22 protein-coding genes and 1 pseudogene are annotated in these 21,359 nt (G+C 61.4%); 11 read left to right on the top strand and 12 right to left on the bottom strand.

Annotation, left to right across the window (positions count from 1 at the left end; genetic code table 11):
* Nucleotide 1: 1 nt before the first annotated feature.
* The 3 genes from IFT44_RS02320 to IFT44_RS02310 all read right to left on the bottom strand — a co-directional run bounded on the left by IFT44_RS02320 (nt 2) and on the right by IFT44_RS02310 (nt 2,989).
* On the bottom strand, nt 2-772 hold the full coding sequence (locus IFT44_RS02320; RefSeq protein ID WP_192057077.1) for an amino acid ABC transporter ATP-binding protein: 771 nt from the start codon (nt 770-772) through the stop codon (nt 2-4).
* Between the two features lie 18 nt (nt 773-790).
* Nucleotides 791-1,756, bottom strand: a complete 966-nt coding sequence (locus tag IFT44_RS02315; protein WP_122478073.1) for an amino acid ABC transporter permease — start codon at nt 1,754-1,756, stop codon at nt 791-793.
* A gap of 183 nt (nt 1,757-1,939) precedes the next feature.
* On the bottom strand, nt 1,940-2,989 hold the full coding sequence (locus tag IFT44_RS02310; RefSeq protein WP_342214252.1) for an AraC family transcriptional regulator: 1,050 nt from the start codon (nt 2,987-2,989) through the stop codon (nt 1,940-1,942).
* Between the two features lie 344 nt (nt 2,990-3,333).
* On the opposite strand from IFT44_RS02310, the gene IFT44_RS02305 reads away from it, so the two are divergent.
* Entirely contained in the window at nt 3,334-3,819 is a 486-nt protein-coding gene (locus IFT44_RS02305) for an Hcp family type VI secretion system effector (protein ID WP_192136822.1), read from the top strand.
* Nucleotides 3,816-4,538 carry a DUF4225 domain-containing protein gene (locus IFT44_RS02300; protein WP_244652069.1) on the top strand — a complete coding sequence of 241 codons (723 nt, stop codon included), beginning with the start codon at nt 3,816-3,818 and terminating at the stop codon, nt 4,536-4,538. Before IFT44_RS02305 ends, IFT44_RS02300 begins: the two co-directional genes overlap by 4 nt.
* A 354-nt stretch (nt 4,539-4,892) precedes the next feature.
* On the opposite strand, the pseudogene IFT44_RS02295 reads toward IFT44_RS02300, so the two are convergent.
* Nucleotides 4,893-5,698, bottom strand: a pseudogene (locus IFT44_RS02295) (Tn3 family transposase); the annotation flags it as partial.
* Between the two features lie 86 nt (nt 5,699-5,784).
* Between IFT44_RS02295 and IFT44_RS02290 the strand changes: the two are divergent.
* Entirely contained in the window at nt 5,785-6,231 is a 447-nt protein-coding gene (locus tag IFT44_RS02290) for a recombinase family protein (RefSeq protein WP_192136821.1), read from the top strand.
* Between the two features lie 39 nt (nt 6,232-6,270).
* Here IFT44_RS02290 and IFT44_RS02285 read toward each other — a convergent pair whose 3' ends face one another.
* From IFT44_RS02285 to IFT44_RS02270, 4 genes are all read right to left on the bottom strand, one after another.
* A complete protein-coding gene (locus tag IFT44_RS02285; RefSeq protein ID WP_192175344.1) occupies nt 6,271-7,458 on the bottom strand; it encodes an acetyl-CoA C-acyltransferase in 1,188 nt (395 codons plus the stop codon).
* Nucleotides 7,459-7,490: 32 nt separating this feature from the next.
* The gene (locus IFT44_RS02280) at nt 7,491-8,252 is read right to left on the bottom strand and encodes an SDR family NAD(P)-dependent oxidoreductase (protein WP_192175343.1); all 762 of its coding nucleotides are present in this window, start codon (nt 8,250-8,252) and stop codon (nt 7,491-7,493) included.
* Between the two features lie 15 nt (nt 8,253-8,267).
* Complete coding sequence (locus IFT44_RS02275; RefSeq protein ID WP_192175342.1) at nt 8,268-9,908, bottom strand: AMP-binding protein; 1,641 nt, start codon at nt 9,906-9,908, stop codon at nt 8,268-8,270.
* A gap of 129 nt (nt 9,909-10,037) precedes the next feature.
* The gene (locus IFT44_RS02270; protein ID WP_192175341.1) at nt 10,038-11,018 is read right to left on the bottom strand and encodes a DNA-binding protein; all 981 of its coding nucleotides are present in this window, start codon (nt 11,016-11,018) and stop codon (nt 10,038-10,040) included.
* Nucleotides 11,019-11,105: 87 nt separating this feature from the next.
* On the opposite strand from IFT44_RS02270, the gene IFT44_RS02265 reads away from it, so the two are divergent.
* Together IFT44_RS02265 and IFT44_RS02260 are read left to right on the top strand one after the other, a co-directional pair.
* Nucleotides 11,106-12,185: a site-specific integrase gene (locus IFT44_RS02265; protein WP_192175340.1), complete on the top strand. Its 1,080-nt coding sequence runs from the start codon at nt 11,106-11,108 to the stop codon at nt 12,183-12,185.
* 138 nt (nt 12,186-12,323) lie between these two features.
* Nucleotides 12,324-12,647 carry an RcnB family protein gene (locus tag IFT44_RS02260; protein WP_163007563.1) on the top strand — a complete coding sequence of 108 codons (324 nt, stop codon included), beginning with the start codon at nt 12,324-12,326 and terminating at the stop codon, nt 12,645-12,647.
* Nucleotides 12,648-12,787: 140 nt separating this feature from the next.
* Here the strand turns inward: IFT44_RS02260 and IFT44_RS02255 are convergent, their stop codons facing one another.
* Nucleotides 12,788-13,255, bottom strand: a complete 468-nt coding sequence (locus tag IFT44_RS02255) for an Lrp/AsnC ligand binding domain-containing protein (RefSeq protein WP_192175339.1) — start codon at nt 13,253-13,255, stop codon at nt 12,788-12,790.
* A gap of 183 nt (nt 13,256-13,438) precedes the next feature.
* Between IFT44_RS02255 and IFT44_RS02250 the strand changes: the two genes are divergently transcribed.
* The 3 genes from IFT44_RS02250 to aroQ all read left to right on the top strand — a co-directional run bounded on the left by IFT44_RS02250 (nt 13,439) and on the right by aroQ (nt 15,852).
* The gene (locus tag IFT44_RS02250; protein ID WP_192175338.1) at nt 13,439-14,581 is read left to right on the top strand and encodes a cysteine desulfurase family protein; all 1,143 of its coding nucleotides are present in this window, start codon (nt 13,439-13,441) and stop codon (nt 14,579-14,581) included.
* Nucleotides 14,582-14,839: 258 nt separating this feature from the next.
* Nucleotides 14,840-15,187, top strand: a complete 348-nt coding sequence (locus IFT44_RS02245; protein WP_122478087.1) for a hypothetical protein — start codon at nt 14,840-14,842, stop codon at nt 15,185-15,187.
* A 212-nt stretch (nt 15,188-15,399) separates the two neighbouring features.
* Entirely contained in the window at nt 15,400-15,852 is a 453-nt protein-coding gene (gene aroQ, locus IFT44_RS02240; protein WP_192175337.1) for a type II 3-dehydroquinate dehydratase, read from the top strand.
* Between the two features lie 237 nt (nt 15,853-16,089).
* Here aroQ and IFT44_RS02235 read toward each other — a convergent pair whose 3' ends face one another.
* On the bottom strand, nt 16,090-17,808 hold the full coding sequence (locus IFT44_RS02235) for a thiamine pyrophosphate-dependent enzyme (protein ID WP_192175336.1): 1,719 nt from the start codon (nt 17,806-17,808) through the stop codon (nt 16,090-16,092).
* Between the two features lie 166 nt (nt 17,809-17,974).
* On the opposite strand from IFT44_RS02235, the gene copC reads away from it, so the two are divergent.
* Together copC and copD are read left to right on the top strand one after the other, a co-directional pair.
* Nucleotides 17,975-18,334 (top strand): copper homeostasis periplasmic binding protein CopC, encoded by a 360-nt coding sequence (gene copC / locus IFT44_RS02230; RefSeq protein ID WP_192175335.1) that lies wholly within the window; start codon nt 17,975-17,977, stop codon nt 18,332-18,334.
* Nucleotides 18,335-18,336: 2 nt separating this feature from the next.
* Nucleotides 18,337-19,188, top strand: a complete 852-nt coding sequence (copD, locus tag IFT44_RS02225) for a copper homeostasis membrane protein CopD (protein ID WP_192175334.1) — start codon at nt 18,337-18,339, stop codon at nt 19,186-19,188.
* 134 nt (nt 19,189-19,322) lie between these two features.
* Here the strand turns inward: copD and IFT44_RS02220 are convergent, their stop codons facing one another.
* Together IFT44_RS02220 and IFT44_RS02215 are read right to left on the bottom strand one after the other, a co-directional pair.
* A complete protein-coding gene (locus IFT44_RS02220) occupies nt 19,323-19,538 on the bottom strand; it encodes a TOBE domain-containing protein (protein WP_043189662.1) in 216 nt (71 codons plus the stop codon).
* A 139-nt stretch (nt 19,539-19,677) separates the two neighbouring features.
* A complete protein-coding gene (locus IFT44_RS02215; protein WP_192056022.1) occupies nt 19,678-20,220 on the bottom strand; it encodes a DUF4946 domain-containing protein in 543 nt (180 codons plus the stop codon).
* A gap of 104 nt (nt 20,221-20,324) precedes the next feature.
* Between IFT44_RS02215 and IFT44_RS02210 the strand changes: the two genes are divergently transcribed.
* Entirely contained in the window at nt 20,325-21,347 is a 1,023-nt protein-coding gene (locus IFT44_RS02210) for a GlxA family transcriptional regulator (RefSeq protein ID WP_122478096.1), read from the top strand.
* The last annotated feature ends 12 nt before the right edge of the window (nt 21,348-21,359 follow it).

Here is a 21,359-nt window from a genome sequence, read left to right as displayed (position 1 = left end):
CTCAGTGGCTGAGAATCTGCGAAAGGAACTCGCGCGCACGTTCGTGTCTTGGGTTATCGAAGAAATCCTGCGGTTTGGCCTCTTCGATGATGCACCCCTGGTCCATGAAGATGATCCGGTCGGCCACGCGGCGGGCGAAGCCCATTTCATGAGTCACGCAGAGCATGGTGATGCCGTCCTCGGCCAGCTCGCCCATTACGTCGAGCACCTCCTTGACCATCTCGGGGTCGAGCGCCGAGGTGGGTTCGTCGAAGAGCATGATGCGCGGGCGCATGCACAGCGCCCGGGCAATGGCCACGCGCTGTTGCTGGCCACCGGACAACTGGCCCGGGTATTTGTCGGCCTGGTTGCCGATGCGCACGCGTTCCAGGTATTCATGGGCCAGGGCACGGGCGTCGGCATCGCTCAGCCGGCTGACCAGCCGCGGTCCCAGCATCAGGTTGTCGAGCACGGTCAGGTGCGGAAACAGGTTGAATTGCTGAAAGACCATGCCGACCTGGCGGCGTATGCCGGCCACGCAGGCGGCACTGCGGGTGAGCGGGGTGTCGCCGATGATCACCTCGCCCTGCTGAAAGTCTTCCAGCAGGTTCAGGCAGCGGATCAGCGTCGACTTGCCCGAGCCCGAGGGCCCGCAGATGACCACGATCTCGCCGCTGGCAATATGCAGGTCGATATCCTTGAGCACGTGGAACTCGCCATACCATTTGTTCAGCTTGCGCACGCGAACACCGGCCTGCTGGGGAAGATCGTGGGCAACGTTCGATCGATTCATCTCAAGCTCCTGGACGGCTCAGCGGTGGGCACGGTTGAAGTGTTTTTCCAGGCGGGCCTGGACCGTTTCCAGAACGATCGACAGCAACCAGTACAGCACCGCGGCGGTGATCAGCATCTCCAGATGGCGAAACTCCGCGCGGCCCTGGGTGCGTGCCAGAAACATCAACTCCCAGACGCCGATCACCGACACCAGCGAGCTGTCCTTGAGCATGGAGATGAACTGGTTGCCGGTGGGCGGGATGATCAGACGCATGGACTGCGGCAGAATCACCCGCAACATGGTTTGCAGTGGCGACAGGCCGATGGCCCTGGACGCCTCCCACTGCCCGCGCGGAATGCTGCTGATGCCGGCGCGGAAGATTTCGGTCATGTACGCGCCGTAGCACAGCGACAGCGCCAGGATTCCCGCCGGCACGGCGCCGACCACATAGCCCAGCTGCGGGATGCCCAGGTAGATAAGGTAGATCTGGATCAGCAGCGGCACCCCACGGAAGAACGAGGTGTAGAAGCTGGCGATCGCGATGGCGAAACCGTTGGACGACAGGCGCGCGGTGGCGCCCAGCAAAGCGAGTACGAACGCGATGGCAATGGAAATTGCAGACACGTAAACCGTCGTGAATACCCCTTGGGTAATCATGAAACCGACTTTGGTGGCGATGAACGCGTAGGAAAGGTCGAAGGTGTCGAAGAACAGCAGGAACATCAGCAACAGCTCGCACCACACCGTGATGATCTGCGCCCGCAAGGGGAACCGTCCCAACACGAACAGGTTCAGCACCAGCGTCAAGGTGAAGGTGACTGCCACGGCCACGTCACGGGCCAGCGGTGCGTGCAGGTCCAGCAGGATCGGCGCCATCAGACGGCCGAGGCCGCTCTCGCCGAGGCCGGCGAACAGCGTGACGGCGAAGGTGACGGCAGCCACGGTACCCATGAACGTCAGGTTGTCGGTGGCGCGGGGCTTGACGATGTGGTCCTTGAACATGGCATGGACACCTTTGTTGTTGTGTTTTCATTATGGGCGCGCAAAACGCTGGCGAGCACCCTGCGCTTTGCATTGATTCGATGGTGGATCCGGCAGATTTGGCGGACAGGCCCTGACAAACGCAGTAAAGCGCGAACGATTCGCCGCTACGGTGGCGTTTTCCACGTCACTGGTACGGCCTGGCTAGGCGCCGTCTGGGCCAATCCCATCGAGGATGAGGCTGCGATAGTGGCCGGGGCTTGCGCCGGTCCACTTACGAAACGCTTTGTAGAAGGAACTGGCGTCGGCGAAGCCCAGGCGCTCGGCGATGTCTTCGAAGGTCGCTTGCGGCTCGGCCAGCCAGAGCACTGCGCGTTCCCGGCGCACGCTGTCCTTGAGCGCCTGGTAGCCAGCGCCCTCCTCGGCCAGGCGCCGACGCAGCGTGGCCACCGAAGCACCGCACTGGCTGGCCATGGTCTCGATGGCGGGAAACTCTGCGGCCGGCAGATTGCGCAGCCTCTGGCGTATGCGCCAGCCGAGGCTGTCCGGATCGCGGTAGCGCACCAGGATGTTGGCCGGGGCACGGGCAAGAAAACGCCTCAACTCGGTCGCACTGCGCCGCACGGGAATGTCCAGGTGCTCGGCGGCGAAGATGAGCCGGGTGCGGGGTCGTTCGAAGCGCAGGTTGGGCGAGAACATCACCTGATAATCGCCCACGTACCGAGGCGCCGGCCCGCGCAGTTCCATGGCCAGAATCGGAATGCGCCGTCCCGCCAGCCAGCAGGCGATGCCATGCACGATCATCCAATAGGTGAAGCAGGAAAACGCCCGTTTGGGTTCAGCGCTGTGCTCGTGGATGACGATCTCGGCCAGCGACTGCTGGGTCGCCAGACGCCCGTCGTAGGCGGCCAGCATCAGCGCGAGGAACTCCAGGGCGCGTTGCAGTGCCGCGCCGACCGTGGGCTGGTGCATGCAGGCTCGGCACAGAAACGCGAAGCTGCCGCGCCGCAAGGGCCGCGCGTCCATGCCGAAGAATTCGTCGTCGAGCGCCCTGGCCAGTTGTCGCCAGAGCCGAGCGTAGCTGTGCACCGGGATCCGAGCCTGGTCATTGCCCAGCAGCGTGGGGTCGATACCTGCCGACTGCAGCAACGGCTGCAGGGGCAGATGACAGTCACGCACGGCTTCACGCACCAGGTGAATCGAGATCGTATCGCGCAGCGATGGAGCGTCGAGCGGGTTTCGGGTCAGGTTCACTCATCCTCGCTAACCGCTTCTGGGCGAAACGGACCGAACGGCCTGTAGGGCACTCATTGCCCTACCCTTGCGGCCGTCAGTTCTAATCCATCCGTTGGCGCCGAGCAAGCATCCTGACCAAAGACCTGCCTAGTAGGGGTTTGGGGAGCAACGGAACAGAAAGTGCACTTAAGCTCGGATACCCGTGGTTTCACAACCTACCCACAAACTTACCAGACCAGATTTTTCACGGAGCCGACGGTGGTCCGGGTTCGAAATATTTCGCATGGCTTTTCAGAAATGTCCTACAGCACACCTGAAACCCTTGTAATAGGATGTTCGGCTGACTAAAAGGAGTGTCACGTATGGCTAACCACGGTTATATGACCATCACCGGCAAGGCTCAAGGACTGATTTCAGCGGGTTGTTCAACCCAAGACTCTATTGGCAATAAGTGCCAGGCCGGGCATACCGACGAAATCATGGTGCTGTCTTACACCCACAATATGGTCAACATCGGAAATATTAATAAGCCAACACATAGCCCAATCATTATCACCAAAAACGTTGACAAAGCCTCGCCGCTACTCGCCCAAGCACTCTCAACTAGAGAAGAAATAAACTGCACAATAAGTTTTTATCGAGTATCTTCTTTTGGTATGCAGGAAAAGTTTTATTCAGTCTCAATCAATGGCGGAATTATCGCTGATCTGACACTTGAAATGCCTCATGCCATTTTGCAAAGCGACGCAGAACCTCAAGAGCATATTGCTATTCGTTACCGAGATATCACGTGGACTCACCACGCTGCTGGCACCAGCGGATATAGCACATGGGGAAATAACGAATGAAACCAACAGTCGAAAGTTGCATGCCTGGTAGCTGTGATTATTGGATGGTTAGCCAAGCCGCCGCAAAATTGGGTAGTCAAGCCAGCACACTAGGCGCTAGATATATTAATGATGGAACGCTGCGCCTGCAATTCAACAGAGAGGTTTCTTATTACGCCAGAGGCATCGTTAATGACGTTTCTCAGGGTAATAAAAGCGCTGAACAAGGATTAAAAGAACTAAAGGATGAGCAAAACAGTCTGCTCAGCCAGGCACGAGACATTGCCTTGCGAGGAGCAAGCGTTATCTCGGGAGCGCTTCAGTTTGCTGCGGGCGCTGGGATATGCTACGCCTCCGTGGGCACACTTTGCCTTTTCGCGGGTGCGCCCATGATGCTCAACGGTGCTAATAACACCTATGAAAGCGGGCGCAATCTTTTCGAGAATCGTTCCGATACCGTAGGACCACTAAGAACGGGTTATCGCGCCGTTTCTGGAATGCTGGGAAAAGGTAATTGTGAAGCCGATGTGGCCTATGGAATGGTTGACTTGAGTTCGTCAGCCTACGGCATAGGTAGGATGGTATTAAAACCCGATGCTTGGCGCTTGTTTAGATATGTGAATACGGACTATGTTAGAGGGTATCAACAAGCTACGCGAGGGGGATTTTTCTTCGATAGATTTATGGACGGCATGACTGCAAAAACCATGTATGACGTGTGCCACCCTTCTAATGAGTAACTTTATTTATTATCCCGTCTTCGTGTTGATAACGGTACTTCTGTACTGTCCTTCCTATTGGGCATACTTCGCATTTTCAGGTCGTCGCTTTTCCGCTTTGAAGTTTTGGGGGGTTGGGATCTATAACGTACTGTGCGCTTCTATTCACGGTTTTTTTTTGCGAGATAGCACGTTGCCGTTTATGGGGTACGTAGACAACTCCGTAATGGGTTGGCTATCCCTTGTTATGATATTTGCCCATGTGTGTACCCTTCCCGCTAATTGGGAACGAAAACGCTGGTTTTTACGAAAGTAAACTAACACCAAATCAATACCCATCCAGAAGGGTGTTTCAAAGACGCGTCCTGGTTATCCTCACAGGTCATCGTCTGGATTGAGCAGTGGCCGCAGCTCACCCCGGGCGACCTCTTCCGGTACCGCGAAGGAGTACCGTCCTAACATATTGATGTGCTCGAAGATCAGCGGCGACAGCCGAGCCAGATCCTCTTCCAGCACTGTGTAGCCGTGCTGCTTTAGCCGTTCCACAGCTGCTCTCATTTAGAGAGTGTTCCACAGCACGATGATGTTCACCACCAGGCCCAAGGCACCGAGTTGATCCTCCTGGCCTTCGCGGTAGCGCTGGCGAAGTTCACCGCGTTTGCCATGGAACACAGCTCGGGCCAGGCTGTGCCGGCCTTCACCGCGATTCAGCTGGGTCAGGGTGGCACGACGCTTGGATTCGTCATCGATGTAGGTCAGCGTGTGCAAGGTTTTCTCTATCCGCCCAAACTCTGCCATCGCTTGGGCCAAGCGGGTCGGACGATCACCCGTTTGCAAGTGGGCATAATACCGGTAGCAGGTACTCGACCGAGTTTGAGTGAACCTGCCAGACGCGGCAGTTCATCCCAGTGCTCGGCGATCAGGTCGAGTTTGACCGACTGACGAGCCAGTCCGTTGAGTTTGCCGTAATCCGCGTCTGGGCGCGTGCGCCAGAAGCGGGTACCGCCAACATCGGCCAGGCGCGGGCAGAAGTGATAACCGAGCAGGCGGGACAACCCGAATACCACATCGCTGTAGGCACCGGTATCGGTCATGATTTGTGTTGGCTGTAATTCGATCTGTTGTTCCAGCACAACCGCTAGCAGTACCAGGCTGTCGCGCAAGGTGCCGGGCACCATGATAATCCAGCCTCGTTACAGTTCAAGTAACTGGTATGCTTAATCAAAGTTCAACTATTACTAACACAGTCGAGTAAACGGTACTTTTCATGAAGATCGGTTACGCGCGGGTGAGCACTCGGGATCAGAAAGCCGACCTTCAGGTCGATGCTCTGCAGAAGGCCGGATGCGAACGAATCTATCAAGACATCGCCAGCGGAGCGAAAAGTGCTCGACCGGAACTCGACAAGTTACTGGCCAACGCACGAGCGGGCGATGCCCTGGTGATCTGGTTGCGTTTGGCGGTGGAGAACAACAGCAAGTTCGTGCGCGGTCGAAAGAGGGCCAAGGAGAACATTGAGCGCTATTGCCTAGAGCCATTGGGCGTGAAGCGCCTGGAGTCCGGAAACTATGAACTGACAGCTCCCTATCAGAGCGACGAGGAATTGGATAAGGCGGTGCATGACTTGCTCGGCGAGATCAGCCAGGAAGCCAAGATGCGCAACTGCTTTATCGAGGCGGATGCCTGGGAGGAAGGTACTGAACGACGCTGGTAGGGCTTAAGTGCACTTTCTGTTCCGTTGCTCCCCAAACCCCTAGTAGACGCATTCGACGGCAATGGCCGTTGCTTCACCGCCGCCAATACAGATCGCGGCGATGCCGCGCCGCAGGTTGCGCTGGCGCAGTGCCGCCAGCAGCGTGACGACGATACGGGCACCCGATGCACCGATGGGGTGACCGAGTGCGCAGGCGCCGCCATTGACGTTGACTTTGTGCGCCGGCAATTCCAGCGCTTGCATGGCGGCCAGGGTGACCACGGCGAAGGCCTCGTTGATCTCGAACAGGTCGACCTCGTCCAACGCCCACCCGGTGCTGTCCACCAGCTTGCGGATGGCGCCGATGGGCGCGACCGGAAACAGGTGCGGGGCGTCGGCGAAGGCGGCATGCCCGTGGATGATCGCCAGCGGTTCGAGGCCACGTGCCTGCGCCTGGCTCCGACGCATCAGCACCAGCGCGGCGGCGCCATCGGAAATGGAGCTGGAATTGGCCGCGGTTACCGTGCCGCCCTCGCGAAACGCAGGCCTGAGCGAGGCGATCTTCTCCGGATTGGCCTTGGGCGGTTGCTCGTCGTCGCTGATCAGCAGCGGCTGTTTGTTGCGCATCACCTGCACCGGCACGATCTGCGAAGCGAAGCTGCCATCGGCGATGGCCTGGCGCGCGCGGGTCAACGAAGCCAGGGCGAATTCATCCTGCACCTGACGACTGAAACCGTGGGCCTGGGCGCAGTCTTCGGCGAAGGTGCCCATCAGTCGTCCGGGCTCGTAGGCGTCTTCCAGGCCATCGAGGAACATGTGGTCGAGTACCCGGCCATGCCCCATGCGATAGCCGTCGCGCGCGCGGTCCAGCAGATACGGCGCGTTGGACATGCTTTCCATGCCACCGGCCACTACCACGCGGGCACTGCCCGCCAACAATGCGTCATGCCCCATGATCATGGCCTGCATGCCCGACCCGCACATCTTGTTCAAGGTGGTGCAGGTGGTAGCGTGGGACAGCCCGGCGCCCAGTGCCGCCTGCCGCGCCGGTGCCTGGCCGAGCCCGGCCGGCAGCACGCAGCCGAACAGCACCTGGTCGACGGCATTGGCATCGACACCGGCACGCTCGACGGCGGCGGCGATGGCGGCGGCGCCCAATTGCGGTGCGGTCAGGCTGCGCAAATCGCCCTGGAACCCGCCCATGGGCGTGCGTACGGCACTGACGATGACGATCGGATCTTCATGCATGGGTGTTCTCCCTCGATCTGCCCTGCCCCGGCTCACTTGGCCGCCATGCGCAGCGCGCCGTCGAGACGGATCACCTCGCCGTTGAGCATGCTGTTTTCTATGATGTGGCACACCAGTGCCGCGTATTCGTCCGGCTTGCCCAGGCGCGGCGGAAACGGCACGTCGGCGCTCAGCGCGGCGCGCACGTCGTCGCTCATGCCGGCCATCATCGGCGTCTCGAAAATGCCTGGCGCGATGGTCATCACGCGAATGCCATAGCGGGCCAGCTCGCGCGCCGCCGGCAAGGTCATGCTCGCCACCGCGCCCTTGGAAGCGGCATAGGCTGCCTGGCCGACCTGCCCATCGAAGGCAGCCACCGAGGCGGTGTTGATGATCACCCCGCGTTCGCCCTCGGCGTTTGCAGTGCTCTTGGCAATGGCCTCGGCGGCCAGGCGCAGCAGGTTGAAGGTACCGATCAGGTTGATGTTGATGATGCGACTGAAGCTCTCCAGCGAATGGGCGCCCTGCTTGCCGAGGATCTTCTCGCCGGCGACCACGCCGGCGCAATTGACCAGCCCGTGCAGCTCGCCAAAGCTGTGCAGAGCCATGTCCACGGCCGCCTGGGCGGCGTCGGCCTGGGTGATGTCGGCCACTGCAAAGGCCGCCTCCAGCTCGCTCGCCTGGGCCTGCAGCGCCTCGGCGTTGAGGTCCACCAGCAGCAAACGGGCGCCAGCCCGGGCAAGCATCCGCGCGGTGGCGGCGCCCAGGCCGGAGGCGGCGCCGCTAACCATGAAAATCTTGTCTTGAATGTGCATGAAGCTGTCTCCCTGTCAGGCGCTGGGCGCCTGCTGCTTGGCGATTTCCTGGTTGCGCAGGATGAAGCGCTGCAATTTGCCACTCGGCGTTTTCGGCAGCTGCTCGACGAATTCGATGTCCCGCGGATAGGCATGGGCCGCCAGCCGCTGGCGGACGTGCAGGCGCAAGGTCTCGGCCAACTCGGGGCCGGCTTCGAAACCTGCCTGCAACACCACGAACGCCTTGATCACTTCGGTACGCTCGGCATCCGGTTTGCCGACAACGGCGGCCTCGACCACGGCAGGGTGTTCGATCAACGCGCTTTCCACGTCGAACGGCCCCACCCTATAGCCTGAAGTGGTGATGACATCGTCATTGCGGCCAACGAAACTGATGCTGCCGTCCGCATTGAGCTCTACCGTGTCACCGCTCAGATAATACTTGCCTTTGAACGCCTTGGTCGGCATGCCCAGGTAGCCGCCGAACCAGCACAGCGGCGAGCGTTCGCGATCCACGGCGAGCACGCCCGGTTGTCCGGCTTGCAGCTCCTGCAACCGGGCGTCGAGCACTACGATGCGATGGCCGGGCACGGCAAAGCCGGCAGAGCCCTCGCGAACGGGATGGTCGAGACCGTGATGGTTGCACAGAACCATGCCCAACTCGGTCTGGCCATAGTGGTCATGGACCACCACACCCAGCTGCTCGGCGAACCAGCGGATCACCTGCGGATTGAGCGGCTCGCCGGCACTGCTGGCGATACGCAGACGGCCGCGCACACCGGCGGCGAAACGTTCGCCGGCCGCAATCAGCATGCGGTACGCGGTGGGCGACCCGGCGAGGTTGGTGATCGCGTACTTGTCGATCACCCGGCAGGTGCTGTCCACGGTGAAGCCGCCGTCGTAGAACAGCGTGGCATGCCCCAAAGCCAGCGGACCGGCGACCGCATAGTAAAGCCCGTAGGCCCAGCCCGGATCGGCCAGGTTCCAGAAGCGATCTTCGGCGCGCAATTGCACGGCGTCGCGCAGGTAACCCTTGAAGGCCAGCAGCGCCCGCAGCGGCACTTCCAGGGGTTTGGCCGGGCCGGTGGTACCCGAGGTGCACATCAGCATGAACGGCGCATTGCCATCGAGCAGCGTCGGCGGGCACTCGTCGCTCTGCTGCTTGAGGGCGGTCCAGAAATCCTGTTCATCCGCAGTTGGCGAAGCGCAGCCCACGGTCAACACACTGGGACGGCATTCGACCTCATCGAGCTTGGGCCGATTGCGCAGGTCGGTGACCACCCAGCGCGCCTGCGAGCACTGCAGGCGCTGTTCGATGGCCTTGGGGCCGAAGGCGGTGAACAAGGGCTGGTAGACGGCGCCGATGCGCCAGGTACCCAGGATGGCGATCAGCAATTCGACGGTGCGAGGCATCAGCCCGGCAATGCGATCCCCGGGCTTGACGCCCTGGTTGCGCAGAAAGTTGCCGAACTGCGCTGCATGGGCCTGGAGTTGTTCGAAGGTGTACTGGGTGGCAACGCCGTGCTGCGACTCGCAATACAGGGCCACGGCCTGCTGGCCAAGGTGGCGGTCGCAGCATTCGACGCAGGCGTTGAGCTGATCGAGGGTGCCGTGCAGATCCTGCGCGGCGGTGTCCAGGTAATCGAAAGCCTGGGCGGTACTGGAATAATCGCGCATCACATGTCCCTGCTTGTTGTTATGGGATCTTGTTGATCTGGGCTCGTTGCGACCTCAAGGGCACCGCTCGATAGTGATCCGCGGAAGGCTTCGCGACAATGTTGTCAGCGCTCAGGCTGAGTGAGCGGTTTAGCCACCAGGGGCCGGATCAGCTTTCCTGACTCTGCTGCGCCTTGGCTTGAGCGCGTGTTGCTGGATCAGCTGTTGTTCCAGGGTGTCGGCGCGCGCTTGCTGCGCGGTGGCGGCCTGCAACGCCGCCTCCTGCGCCTCGCGGGCACTTCGCAGCTGGGTTTCGAGCTGCTGCAGCGCGTGTTGCCCTTGCTCGGCGGCCAGCGCCGACCGTGCTTCTCTGGCGGCTGCCTGAAGTTGCGAATCACCGAGCGCGCTGCGGGTTTCCTCCAGACGCTTTTGCAAGGCTTCGAGCTGTTTCTGTTGCTCGCGAGCTTCGAGCTGGCGCGCTTTCAGGTCTTCACGGACGCGGTCCACCTCACGGTGCGAGCGCTCCTCGACGCCGCGCACGTAGGCCTCCTGGGCCAGGCGATTGTGCTCGGCCTGCTGCCGCTGATCGCGCAAGGCCTGTTGCAAGGCCGCAACATCGGCTTGCAGCTCGCTTCGCGCGCCTTGCAGTTCGACACGCTGCTGCTGCAAGTCTTCGATCTGCACCTGACGCTGCGCCAACAGCTTGTCCAGGTCGGCCAGCCGGGTTGCGGCGTTTTCCCGGGCCGTTTCAGCCTCGCTCACCTGCCGCCGGGCCAGTGCGATATCGCGGCGGGCCTGTTCTTCCACCCCTGCAACCCGCTCGTATTCGGCCGCCAATACTTCGCGCTGGGCCGCGACCGAGTGTTCGACCACCCCTTGGGCGAGCACGCTTGCCTGTTGCCAGACGGCCACGAATGCCTGCGCCACCTCGGCAGGCAGCCCCGGCAGGCGGGTCTCGCCCCGCAGCCGTTGCGCCAGTTGCTCCCACCACTGATCGAGCAACGCGCCTACTCGCGCCGGGCTACCCCGGCCCAGCTCGAGGCGCACGCGCTCGACTGTCGGCCGCTCGCCGCGGGCCAGCACGGCGTCCGCTGCGGCAAATACGTCGGTTTCCGGTACGCCCACTGCCATGCCACACACTCCACTGGATTAGGTATGATAATAAAAGATTATCCGACTCTAAATAACGAATTCCTAAAATATAATACGCTGAACGTAATGAAAAATACATTTGATGTTGCGCTAATCGAAACCCAGCCCCTGGATCTGCACTTTCTGGCAGAAAACACTGCACACGCGGCTCAAGCGTTCATCGCAGCAGGAACCGCTGCCAACACGGTCCGCAGCTATCGCAGCGCACTGGGTTATTGGTCAGCGTGGTTGAAGTTGCGCTATGGACAGGTGTTGGGAGATGCGCCGTTGCCTGCGGCCGTGGCGATTCAGTTCGTCCTCGATCATCTGGCGCGACCCGTCGAGGACGGCAGCTGGAGTCACCTGCTGCCGGTTGCCATCGACCACGCACTGGTCGATGGCCGGGCCAAGTCCCGCCTGGGCCCGCTGGCCTATAGCACCGTTCAGCATCGGCTGGCGGTGCTGGGCAAGTGGCACCGGGTCAAGGGCTGGGATAGCCCGACCGATATGCCTGCGCTGAAAACGCTGCTGCGCAGCGCGCAGAAGGCCCAGGTACGTCAGGGCGTGACCGTACGCAAGAAAACCGCCATGGCCCTGGAGCCCCTGCAGGCCATGCTGGCCACCTGCACGGACGGCGTGCGCGGCATACGTGACCGCGCCCTGCTCCTGCTGGCCTGGAGTGGCGGCGGCAGACGCCGCTCCGAAGTGGTCGCGCTGCAGGTGGGCGATGTGCGTCGGCTGGATGTAGACACGTGGGTTTATAGCCTGGGCGCTACCAAGACCGATACAGCCGGCGCACGGCGCGAGAAACCCTTGCGCGGCCCTGCCGCCCATGCACTGACCGCATGGCTGGCCGCCGCGCCGGCGACTACAGGTCCGCTGTTCCGACGTCTGTACCGTGGCGACAAGGTGGCCAGCCAGGGGCTTGGCGGCGACCAGGTGGCCCGCATCGTCAAGCGGCGGGCCCAACTCGCAGGCCTGGAGGGGGATTGGGCGGCACACAGCTTGCGCTCGGGCTTCGTCACCGAGGCCGGTCGCCAGGGCGTGCCGTTGGGGGACGTGATGGCGATGACCGAGCACCGCAGCGTGGCGACGGTGATGGGTTACTTCCAGGCCGGGTCGCTGCTGGGGAGCAAGGCGGCGGACCTGATCAAGGGCGACGACTAGCTCCAGGCCAAGACAAGGATGTCGCAACCGGATGTTGAAACTTCTGCGGAAACATCGGCTCCGGCGCCGGTCAATAGCATGTCAACGCTGACATTTTGGCTGAACCAGAGCCTTATTCGACCATCAAGGATAATTATCATGACCACTTCCAAGCTGCTGCCCCGCCTCGCTCTTGCTGCCCTGTGCGCGCTGAGTGTGCCTGCCTTCGCAGCCCAGACCGACACCAAGGAAGAAAGCGTGACCCTGGATCGTCCGGGCAATGGCATGCACGAAATCAAGGAAGGCGACAAGGTGCCGGATTCCTACAAGCGCAAGGAACTGGCGATCGACCCGGCCAAGCACGGCCTGGCGCAGCCTGAAGAGAATGAACAGTGGGTCGAGATCAAGGACAAGTACGTGCGCGTGAACATCCCGAACGGCACCATCGTGGAGATGATCGACAAGTCTTCGGTCAAGAAGTGAGATTTGCGCTCTAGTCCGGGTATTCCAAGATGTCTGGGCCGGTAATGACGCGTTGTTTCTTCGCGGCCGGTGACCGCTCCTACAGGTAGGAGCGGTCTGTGGCCGCGAAACGGGCGACGCGGTCTATCAGGCGTTATGGGCTAGGTGCGTCTGACATAGTGCAACGGTAGCAGCGTGGTCGACTTGATGCGCTCCATGGCAAAGGTCGAGCTGATGTCGGTGATGCCCTCTACCTGGATCAGTCGCTTGTACACAGCGTCGTACCCGGCGATATCAGGCACCACGATGCGCAGCATATAGTCCGTATCCCCTGCCATTCGATAGCATTCCACGACCTCGGGCAGTTCGCCGATAACGGTGTGGAAGTCAGCCAGCCACTGGGCATTATGTCGCTGCGTGCGCAGCTCGGCGAACACCGTCACGGCCACATTCAACGCACTGGCATCGAGCAGTGCGACCCGCTGGGTGATCACGCCCTGTTGTTCCATCTTCTGTATGCGGCGCCAGCAGGCGGTACCACCCAGACCAATCTGCTCGGCAATGTCTGCCAGCGGGCGGGTGCAATCGGCCTGAAGTATCTCGAGGATTGCCATGTCGAACTTGTCCACGGTAGGTCAGGCCTGCTTGAGTGGTTGATAGGGGTAAGCACGGGATGCAATGTTATTCTCTTTTACGGCCACTCTAGGCAAATTCTTTGCTCCAAATCAGGTTGGGCTAGCGTAGAAGTCAATTTTTTTCCCTCCATGCATGGCTAACATAGGCAGCACCGAATCAGACCTGGTCGACACGCCATGCCCACCCTCCCCGTATACCTGGATTACGCCGCCACCACGCCCATCGACGATCACGTGGTCAAAGCCATGCTCGCCTGCATGGGGCGCGATGCGCTGTTCGGCAACCCTGCATCGAGTGCCCACGCCTACGGCCAGCAGGCACGCCAAGCCGTCGAATTGGCCAGGCGGCAAGTGGCGGAACTGCTGAATGCTCCCGCCGAAGACATCGTCTGGACTTCAGGCGCGACCGAGTCGAACAACCTGGCGATCAAGGGCTGCACCCGTCCGGGTGACCATATCGTCACCAGCGTGCTGGAGCACAAGGCCGTCATCGACACCGTGCGCGAGCAACACGCCGCTGGCTGCGAAGTCACCTGGCTCACTCCGGACGCCAACGGCCTCATCCAACCGGAGGCCGTTGCTCGAGCGCTGCGAGCCAATACCCGGCTGGTGTCGCTGATGTGGGTCAACAACGAACTGGGCACCCTGACCGATATCGCCCGAGTCGCGCAGCTGGTGAAGGACCACGGCGCACTGCTCCATGTGGACGCCGCCCAGGCGGCCGGCAAGGTCGACATCGATTTGTCCGGCATGGCCATCGACCTGCTGTCCCTGTCGGCGCACAAGCTTTACGGCCCCAAGGGCATCGGCGCCCTGTACGTCGGACCGCGATCGCGACCTTCGTTGCGCGCCCAGATGCATGGCGGTGGCCATGAGCAGGGCCTGCGCTCGGGCACCTTGCCCACCCACCAGATCGTTGGCATGGGTGCGGCATTTGCCCAGGCCTCGGCGCAGATGCACGCCGATAACGCGCACATCGCGCAACTGGCCCAGGGCTTGCGCGAAGGGTTGCTGGCGTTGACCGGTGTAACGCTCCATGGCTGCGCGGAGCAGCGGATTCCCCATACCTTGAACGTCTGCATCGCCAGCCCGTCTTTTTCAATGCAGGCCGTTGCTGGCCGTATCGCGGTGTCGTCGACCTCCGCCTGCAATTCGGCAAGTGCCACGGCATCCCACGTGTTGCTGGCACTGGGCTTGAGCCAGGCTCAGGCTGTGAACAGCTTGCGAGTGAGTCTGGGCCGCTACAGCACCCAGGAGGATGTCGACCAGGCCATTGCCGTGATCGCCGCCGCCCTGCAGGCCCCCGCGCCATTCTGGTGAAATCGAAGGCCTGGTAACCGCGTCGTTCTTTTCGCGGCCACAGACCGCTCTTACGGCATGAGTGTCCCGTAGGAGCGGTCCGCGGCCGCGAAAAGGGCGCCGCGCAGTGACTAACGTCCCACGATGAAGGGTTCGTAGCCATAACCCGCCCTGGGAGCATCAGAAAATCTCCAAACTACCGTTCGTCGGCTTCAGGGCACCGACGATGGCAATCCGATGCCCAAATCTTCGTACCGATTCCTATAACGGAGAAATACCATGGTCACTCGCACGATCACTCGCTTTGCCCTTGTTGGCCTGCTGTCTGCCACCAGTATGTATGCGTTGGCCGGTTCGGTGCCTCCAGGCAAGGAACCCACCCCTTCGACTCCAAGCACCAGCACCGACACCCGCACTGGCAACCAGATGGGCAACGGTCGCGCAAACGATGCCAACAGCAGCAGCGGCAGCACCACGTCGGGTACCCCGAACGGCCAGGGCACATTCAGCAACGGCACCGGCAACAGCAGCGGCGCCAACAGTGGCTCGATGGGTTCGGGTTCCGGTAACGGCGCAAGCTCGGGCAAAGGTGCAGGCAGCGGCGCAGGCGGCACCAGCGGTAACTGATCCTGAGGCAGACGGGCATTAGCCGCCCCTGCCGTCAGCGTTACCGAAATCGAAGGCGGGTGGGTGTCAGAAGGTGCGTACAACCGCATCAGGACATGCCACCCGTTTTCACATCCCTCACATACAGCGTCTTTTTCGGTATTCTTCCGGTCCCATCGCCCCAGTGCGGCGCCCTGCCCGCACGGCTCGATCCCATCTGACCAGGAAGCCTCATGTCCCAGATCATCCTCGTACTCAACGGCCCCAATCTCAACATGCTGGGTTTGCGCGAACCTGCGGTCTACGGCCATGAAACCCTGGCCGATGTCGAGGCCATGGCCGTGCAGAGCGGACAGGAACTGGGCTTTGCGGTCGAATGCCGCCAGACCAATCATGAAGGACAGATGATCGACTGGATCCATCAGGCCCGCCAGCGCGTTGCCGGCATCGTCATCAACCCGGGCGCCTGGACCCATACCTCGATCGCCATTCATGACGCCCTGATTGCCTGCGAAGTGCCAGTGCTGGAAGTGCATATTTCCAACGTTCATCGGCGCGAGGAATTCCGCCATCAATCATTCGTATCGAAGGTAGCGGTGGGCGTCATTGCCGGCTTCGGTACCCACGGCTACAAGCTGGCCATTGCCCACTTCGGCAAACTGCTCGGCGGCAAGACGTCCATCTGATCCGGTTTTTTTACCGCTTTCTGAATCTGTTTTTACTTGCCTTCAACGCTCATAGTCACCTGAACGAAATTTCATTTTCTGGAGGTGTGTCATGGACGGTGTGATCATGTTGACCATCATAACCGCGACCCTGGGTTCGTTCGGTTACGTCATGTACCTGATCCATAAAGAGAGCAAGGAAAACAAATAGGCCGCCGAGTCTGACTCGGCGGCCTGGTCACACTCGCTCGCGAGCGTCTACTTGATGAAGTTGTCGACCAGCATGTGCGCCACATCGTCGGCGCGACCGCTGAGCATGGCCTTGGCCGAGTACAGGGCCATGTTGGACACCTGCGAGAACTCGATCTTCGGTGGCATCACCAGTTCTTCGGGATTGACCTTTACATCCAGCAGCGCCGGGCCAGGATGGTTCAGGAAGCGCTGCACCGCCGCTTCTAGGCTGGCGCCATCGGACACCTGCTCACCGTAGAAGCCCATGACTTCAGCCAATTTGGCGAAGTCCGGGTTGTGCAGGTCGGTGAAGTTATCCAACAAGCCTTCAACCTTCTGTTCGATCTGGACGAAGTTCAATGAACTGTTGTTGAACACCACCACCTTGATCGGCAGCTTTTCCTGAACGGCTGTGAGCAGATCACCCAGCAGCATGGCCAAGCCACCGTCGCCCGACAGCGAAATGACCTGGCGTTGCGGGTAGGCTTTCTGCAGGCCCAGTGCCTGGGGCATGGCATTGGCCATGGTGCCGTGGCGCAGGCTGGTGAGCGTGCGGCGCTGACCGTTGGTGTTGATGTGACGCAGCACCCAGACCATGGGTGAGCCACCGTCGGCGGTGAACAGCGCGTCTTCGCTGGCGTGTTTGTCCAACAGGTGGGTCAGGTACTGCGGGTGAATCAGATGCCCGTCGGTATGGCGCTGGTCATGGGCCAGGGTCTTTAAGGTTTTCTGCCGCACCTTCAAGCAGTCTTCCAGAAAGCTGTGTTCGCTACGCTCGGCCAGCAGTGGCAACAACGCCTGCAAGGTCGGCAGGACGCCGCCCACCACCCCCAGTTCGATCGGGTGGCGACGACCCAAGTGAGCGCCTTTGCGGTCGACTTGAACGATCCGCGCATTCTGCGGGTAGAACTGGCCCCAGGCGAAGTCGGCGCCCAGCAGCAGCAGGGTGTCGCACTCCATCATCGCGTGGTAGCCGGATTCGACCCCGAACACGCCGGTCATGCCCATGTTGTATGGGTTGTCGTATTCGACGAAGTCCTTGGCCCGTGAGGTGTGGGCAATGGGCGCCTTGAGTCGGTGAGCCAGCTCGATCAGCTCGTCGTGGGCACCTTCACAGCCGACCCCGGCGTAGATCGCGATCTTCTTGCCTTCGGCAAGAATGGCGGCGATCTCGGCCAGTTCGTCGGGGCTGGGTTGCAGTACCGGACGAGGCTGGTGAACGCTGAACGGGCGGTCATTCTTGACCTCCGCAGCACTGATGTCCGATGGCAGGATGATCACCGCCACTCCCCCTTCGTTCAAGGCGGTTTGCGCGGCCAGGGTGGTCACTCGGCGCGCCTGCTCCGGCGTGTACACCTGTTCGCAGAACACCGTGCAACTGCCGTAGATGGCCTTGAAGTCCACTTCCTGGGGAAAGTCCATGCCCAGCTCGCTGGTCACGATCTGGCTGGCAATCAGCACCATGGGCGCCTTGTTGCGCTGGGCTTCGAAGATACCGTTGATGAAATGCAGGCCACCGGGGCCGCAGGAACCGGCGCAGGCCGTCAGTCGACCGCTGATGAACGACTCGGCGCCCGCGGCGAATGCCGCAGCTTCTTCATGGCGCACGTGGACCCATTCGATCTCGCTGCGCTTGATCGCGTCGGTGACGTGGTTGAGCGTGTCGCCGACTATGCCGTAGCAGTTGCGAACCCCGGCCTGCTGCAGGGTCTGGATCACGATGTCGGCTACTTTCTTGCTGGCCATGGAGGCCTCCTGGTCAGAGAGTCATGCTGCTTAGGCTTGAGCTCGCGCAGGGAGTTCAGCCCGGCTGGTGCCGCCCAGCTGCAACCGCATGACCGGTCGACGACGTTGCCCGGCGCGCAGGATCATGCTTTATTGGCGGCCTTTTTCAGTGTTCAAGGCCATTGCCATGTCTGCTCGCAAGTTGCTCAGCACCGCCCTGCTCGTTCTCGTATCGCCCCTGGCCATGGCCCACGCCCATCTGACCCACCCTGTGCCCGCTGCGGATACCACCGTCGTTGCCCCGGCGCAATTGAGCCTGGGTTTTTCCGAAGCAATTGAACTGGGTTTCAGCCAGGTGAGCGTGACTGCGGCGGACGGCGACGCGGTAGCCTTGCAGCCCTTGGCCAGTGCTGCGGACGATGCGAAGACCCTTGTGATCAAACCTGCCGCGCCCCTGGCAGCGGGTCAGTACACGGTGCACTGGCAGGTCGTGTCGGTGGATACCCACAAAAGTGCGGGTGAATACCGCTTCACCGTGAGTCCGTGACCATGAGTGTATTGATCGCTCTGCGTTTCCTGCATTTCACCAGCCTGATGCTGGTGTTCGGTGCGTGCATGTTTCGCCCGTTGCTGCTCGTGCACCCCAGCCAGATGGGTCGGTTGCGTAACCTGATCGATCCGTTGGTGTGCCTGCTGGCTGCACTGGCCCTGATCAGCGGCGTGGCCTGGCTGTTCGCCGTGGCTTATGAGCTGGGCGGCTCGCTGGACATGGCGCTGGTTCGCCGGGTGCTGGCCGAAACCTTCTTCGGCAAGGTCTGGACGCTGCATCTGTTTGCCTGCGTGGCGGTCCTGGTGTGTCTGCGCCTTCCCCATCCGAAACTGCAAGTAGTGGCCAGGCCCTTGAGTGCACTGACGCTGGCAACGCTCGCGCCGGTAGGCCACGCAGCCATGCTCGAAGGCGCCGCTGGCACCTGGCTGGTGATCAACCAGTTGATCCACCTGCTGTGCGTCGGTGCCTGGCTGGGCGGTCTGATGTTGCTGATGTTCGTACTGGCTCGACCCGGCGACCTAGACTTGCGCGTGGTGCTCGGTCGCTTCAGTGGCGTGGGTTGTGTGCTGGTGGCCGGGATGTTGATAACCGGACTCATCAACACCCGGGCGCTGACCGGGACGTTCCTCCCGCTGCCTGGCCAATCCGGGTTCGCCACAGTACTGGCGATCAAGCTGGCGCTGGTGTTGGCCATGCTCGGCCTGGCCCTGTGGCACCGGCGTCAATTGGCCCGGGGCCCGCTGGACATCCATGGGCTCAAGCGTACCGTTACACTCGAATGGGCATGCGGGCTGGGCGCCGTGGCTGCAGTGGCTTTGCTCGGCACCCTGGCGCCTACGCCGCTGACTTGAGCCATCCCTGGTGCAGACAAAAAAAGGGCCGTGCTCCCCTGCAAGAGCACGACCCTCAAGATCTTTTCGGCTTCAAACTTGACAAGACACCACGGTATAAGACGTGAATGCGTGATCAGTATGCGAGGCGTTTGTTACAGTTTGGCGATGGACACTTCAGTCGATTTCACGAAAGCGATGACTTCGCTGCCGATCTGCAATTCGAGCTCGTGCACCGAGCGCGTGGTGATCACCGAGGTGACGATACCGGCCGGGGTCTGCACGTCGATTTCCGAGACGACCGGCCCTTCGATGATTTCCTTGACGGTGCCCTTGAACTGGTTGCGTACGTTGATCGCTTTGATGGTCATGCAGTCATCCTCGTTAGACATTCGGTCGCACCGCAGTGCGTGAGGTAGAGATTGCACCTACAACCGGATATTTAAAAAGAATGAATAATGCTTTTTATATGCCTTCAGGGAATATGCAGCATCAACCTGGCCCGCCTCGCTATTCGGGCTCGGCAAATCGCAGTGCCTGGCGTATGCCCATGACCTCGGCCTCCAGTTGCGGATAACCCACGGCAGAACCTGCATAGCTGAACCCGTAGGCCATGCCGGGCTGTACCGCTGCGACCAGGGTCTGGGTAATGGCGAGGGTTCCGTTGCGGGTGACCTTGCAGGTGGTCTGCGCAGCTGGCAGGTTGCCCAGCCGGGTCGCTTTGACCTTGGTGCACACGCTCTGGTAGCCGGAGCGGGAAAAGTTGATCTGGATGGCCTTGCGCATCTCCAGCAACACCGCTTCCAGGTTGACCGAATGGTCCTGGGCCAGCGCGCCACGGGTCATCTCGACGATCATCAACGGATCGCCATTGGCATCGGTCTTGGTGGCACGCTGGCGGCTGCCGCTGGGCTGGCCCTGCGCATCGGCCGAGTCGGGCAGGATCTGCACGTCCCAGTCGGCGGGCCAGACGATCACGCTGTCGTCGGCCCACACCGGTGTGCCGATCAGCCAGCACAGCAGCAGGCAGTGGGCGTGGCGCAGGTAGGGCATGGGGCTTGCTCCAAGGCAAAAGGGCCGTCAGTCTCGCAGACCCATGGCCGCAGCACTACGGTAATATCCGCTGTGATCAGCGGCAATCCAGGGAGCAGGCAGCAATGACGCAACGGGTTTTCAGCGGTGCCGGGCAAAGCAAGAACCTGCTGTACCTTGCCTCGGCCAACGGGCGCCTGCGCAACACCGACCAGGCAAGCCTGCGCGTGGGGTTCGTGCTGCTGGAGCATTTTTCCCTGGCCGCCTTCACTGCCAGCCTGGACACCTTGGTCACTGCCAATCTGATCAGCCCGGCGGCCTACGCCATTCGCTCCTATGGGCTGGCGCCCGGCCAGGTGATCAGTGATCTGGGCATACTGCTGCAGCCGGATGCGCCACTGATGCCAGGCATGCACGACGAAGTGGACCTGTTGATCATCTGTGGCGGCTTTCGCACACCGCTGCGGCCTTCCCTGCTGCTCAGTCGAATACTGGCGGACTGCGCGCGTCGCGGCATTGCCCTGGGCGGGCTGTGGAACGGCGCCTGGTTTCTCGGCCAGGCAGGCCTGCTCGATGGCTATCGCTGCGCGGTGCATCCGGAAAACCGCGCTTCGCTGGCAGAACTCAGCCCGCAGATCACCGTCACCCCCGCCAGCCAGGTTATCGACCGCGACCGCGCCACCGCCGCGAGCCCCAACGGCGGTTTCGGCATGATGATGGAAATGATCCGCCAGCAGCGCGGCGAGACCCTGGCCAATGGGGTGGAACACATTCTTGCCTTCGAAGGGCTGCGCTTCAAGCGCACCGGTGGCCAGGCGACCGGCAAGCTCAGCCAGCCGCTGCGCAACATCATTGACCTGATGGAGAGCAATCTGGAGGAACCGCTGTCGCTGGACCAACTGGCCGAGTTCGTCGGCCGCTCGCGGCGCCAGATCGACCGGCTGTTCCAGGACCAGCTTGGCACTTCGCCGCACCGTTACTATATGGAACTGCGGGTCACCGAAGCACGTCGTCTGTTGCAGCATTCGACGCTGTCGATCATGGACGTGGCGATTGCCTGCGGCTTTGTCTCGGTGAGCCATTTCAGCAAGTGCTACAGCGGCTATTTTGGCCACTCGCCCTCGCGTGAAACCCGCTTGGCAGACTGATCGGCTGCGGAT

It is taken from the genome of Pseudomonas sp. CFBP 13710 (genome assembly GCF_014842235.1).
Lineage (GTDB): Bacteria > Pseudomonadota > Gammaproteobacteria > Pseudomonadales > Pseudomonadaceae > Aquipseudomonas > Aquipseudomonas baltica.
Note: the sequence above shows the minus strand (reverse complement) of the source record. Positions and strands in the feature narration are given on the sequence as shown.

Excerpts from the sequence above, each read along its gene's own strand:
- IFT44_RS02245 (WP_122478087.1), top strand. The coding sequence starts at position 14,840 with ATGGTCACTCGCACGATCACTCGCTTTGCCCTTGTTGGCCTGCTGTCT.
- IFT44_RS02300 (WP_244652069.1), top strand. The coding sequence starts at position 3,816 with ATGAAACCAACAGTCGAAAGTTGCATGCCTGGTAGCTGTGATTATTGG.
- IFT44_RS02265 (WP_192175340.1), top strand. The coding sequence starts at position 11,106 with ATGAAAAATACATTTGATGTTGCGCTAATCGAAACCCAGCCCCTGGAT.
- IFT44_RS02290 (WP_192136821.1), top strand. The coding sequence starts at position 5,785 with ATGAAGATCGGTTACGCGCGGGTGAGCACTCGGGATCAGAAAGCCGAC.
- IFT44_RS02320 (WP_192057077.1), bottom strand. The coding sequence starts at position 772 with ATGAATCGATCGAACGTTGCCCACGATCTTCCCCAGCAGGCCGGTGTT.
- IFT44_RS02250 (WP_192175338.1), top strand. The coding sequence starts at position 13,439 with ATGCCCACCCTCCCCGTATACCTGGATTACGCCGCCACCACGCCCATC.
- IFT44_RS02315 (WP_122478073.1), bottom strand. The coding sequence starts at position 1,756 with ATGTTCAAGGACCACATCGTCAAGCCCCGCGCCACCGACAACCTGACG.
- IFT44_RS02260 (WP_163007563.1), top strand. The coding sequence starts at position 12,324 with ATGACCACTTCCAAGCTGCTGCCCCGCCTCGCTCTTGCTGCCCTGTGC.
- aroQ (WP_192175337.1), top strand. The coding sequence starts at position 15,400 with ATGTCCCAGATCATCCTCGTACTCAACGGCCCCAATCTCAACATGCTG.
- IFT44_RS02235 (WP_192175336.1), bottom strand. The coding sequence starts at position 17,808 with ATGGCCAGCAAGAAAGTAGCCGACATCGTGATCCAGACCCTGCAGCAG.
- IFT44_RS02210 (WP_122478096.1), top strand. The coding sequence starts at position 20,325 with ATGACGCAACGGGTTTTCAGCGGTGCCGGGCAAAGCAAGAACCTGCTG.
- IFT44_RS02270 (WP_192175341.1), bottom strand. The coding sequence starts at position 11,018 with ATGGCAGTGGGCGTACCGGAAACCGACGTATTTGCCGCAGCGGACGCC.
- IFT44_RS02220 (WP_043189662.1), bottom strand. The coding sequence starts at position 19,538 with ATGACCATCAAAGCGATCAACGTACGCAACCAGTTCAAGGGCACCGTC.
- IFT44_RS02305 (WP_192136822.1), top strand. The coding sequence starts at position 3,334 with ATGGCTAACCACGGTTATATGACCATCACCGGCAAGGCTCAAGGACTG.
- copC (WP_192175335.1), top strand. The coding sequence starts at position 17,975 with ATGTCTGCTCGCAAGTTGCTCAGCACCGCCCTGCTCGTTCTCGTATCG.
- IFT44_RS02280 (WP_192175343.1), bottom strand. The coding sequence starts at position 8,252 with ATGCACATTCAAGACAAGATTTTCATGGTTAGCGGCGCCGCCTCCGGC.
- IFT44_RS02275 (WP_192175342.1), bottom strand. The coding sequence starts at position 9,908 with ATGCGCGATTATTCCAGTACCGCCCAGGCTTTCGATTACCTGGACACC.
- IFT44_RS02285 (WP_192175344.1), bottom strand. The coding sequence starts at position 7,458 with ATGCATGAAGATCCGATCGTCATCGTCAGTGCCGTACGCACGCCCATG.
- IFT44_RS02215 (WP_192056022.1), bottom strand. The coding sequence starts at position 20,220 with ATGCCCTACCTGCGCCACGCCCACTGCCTGCTGCTGTGCTGGCTGATC.
- copD (WP_192175334.1), top strand. The coding sequence starts at position 18,337 with ATGAGTGTATTGATCGCTCTGCGTTTCCTGCATTTCACCAGCCTGATG.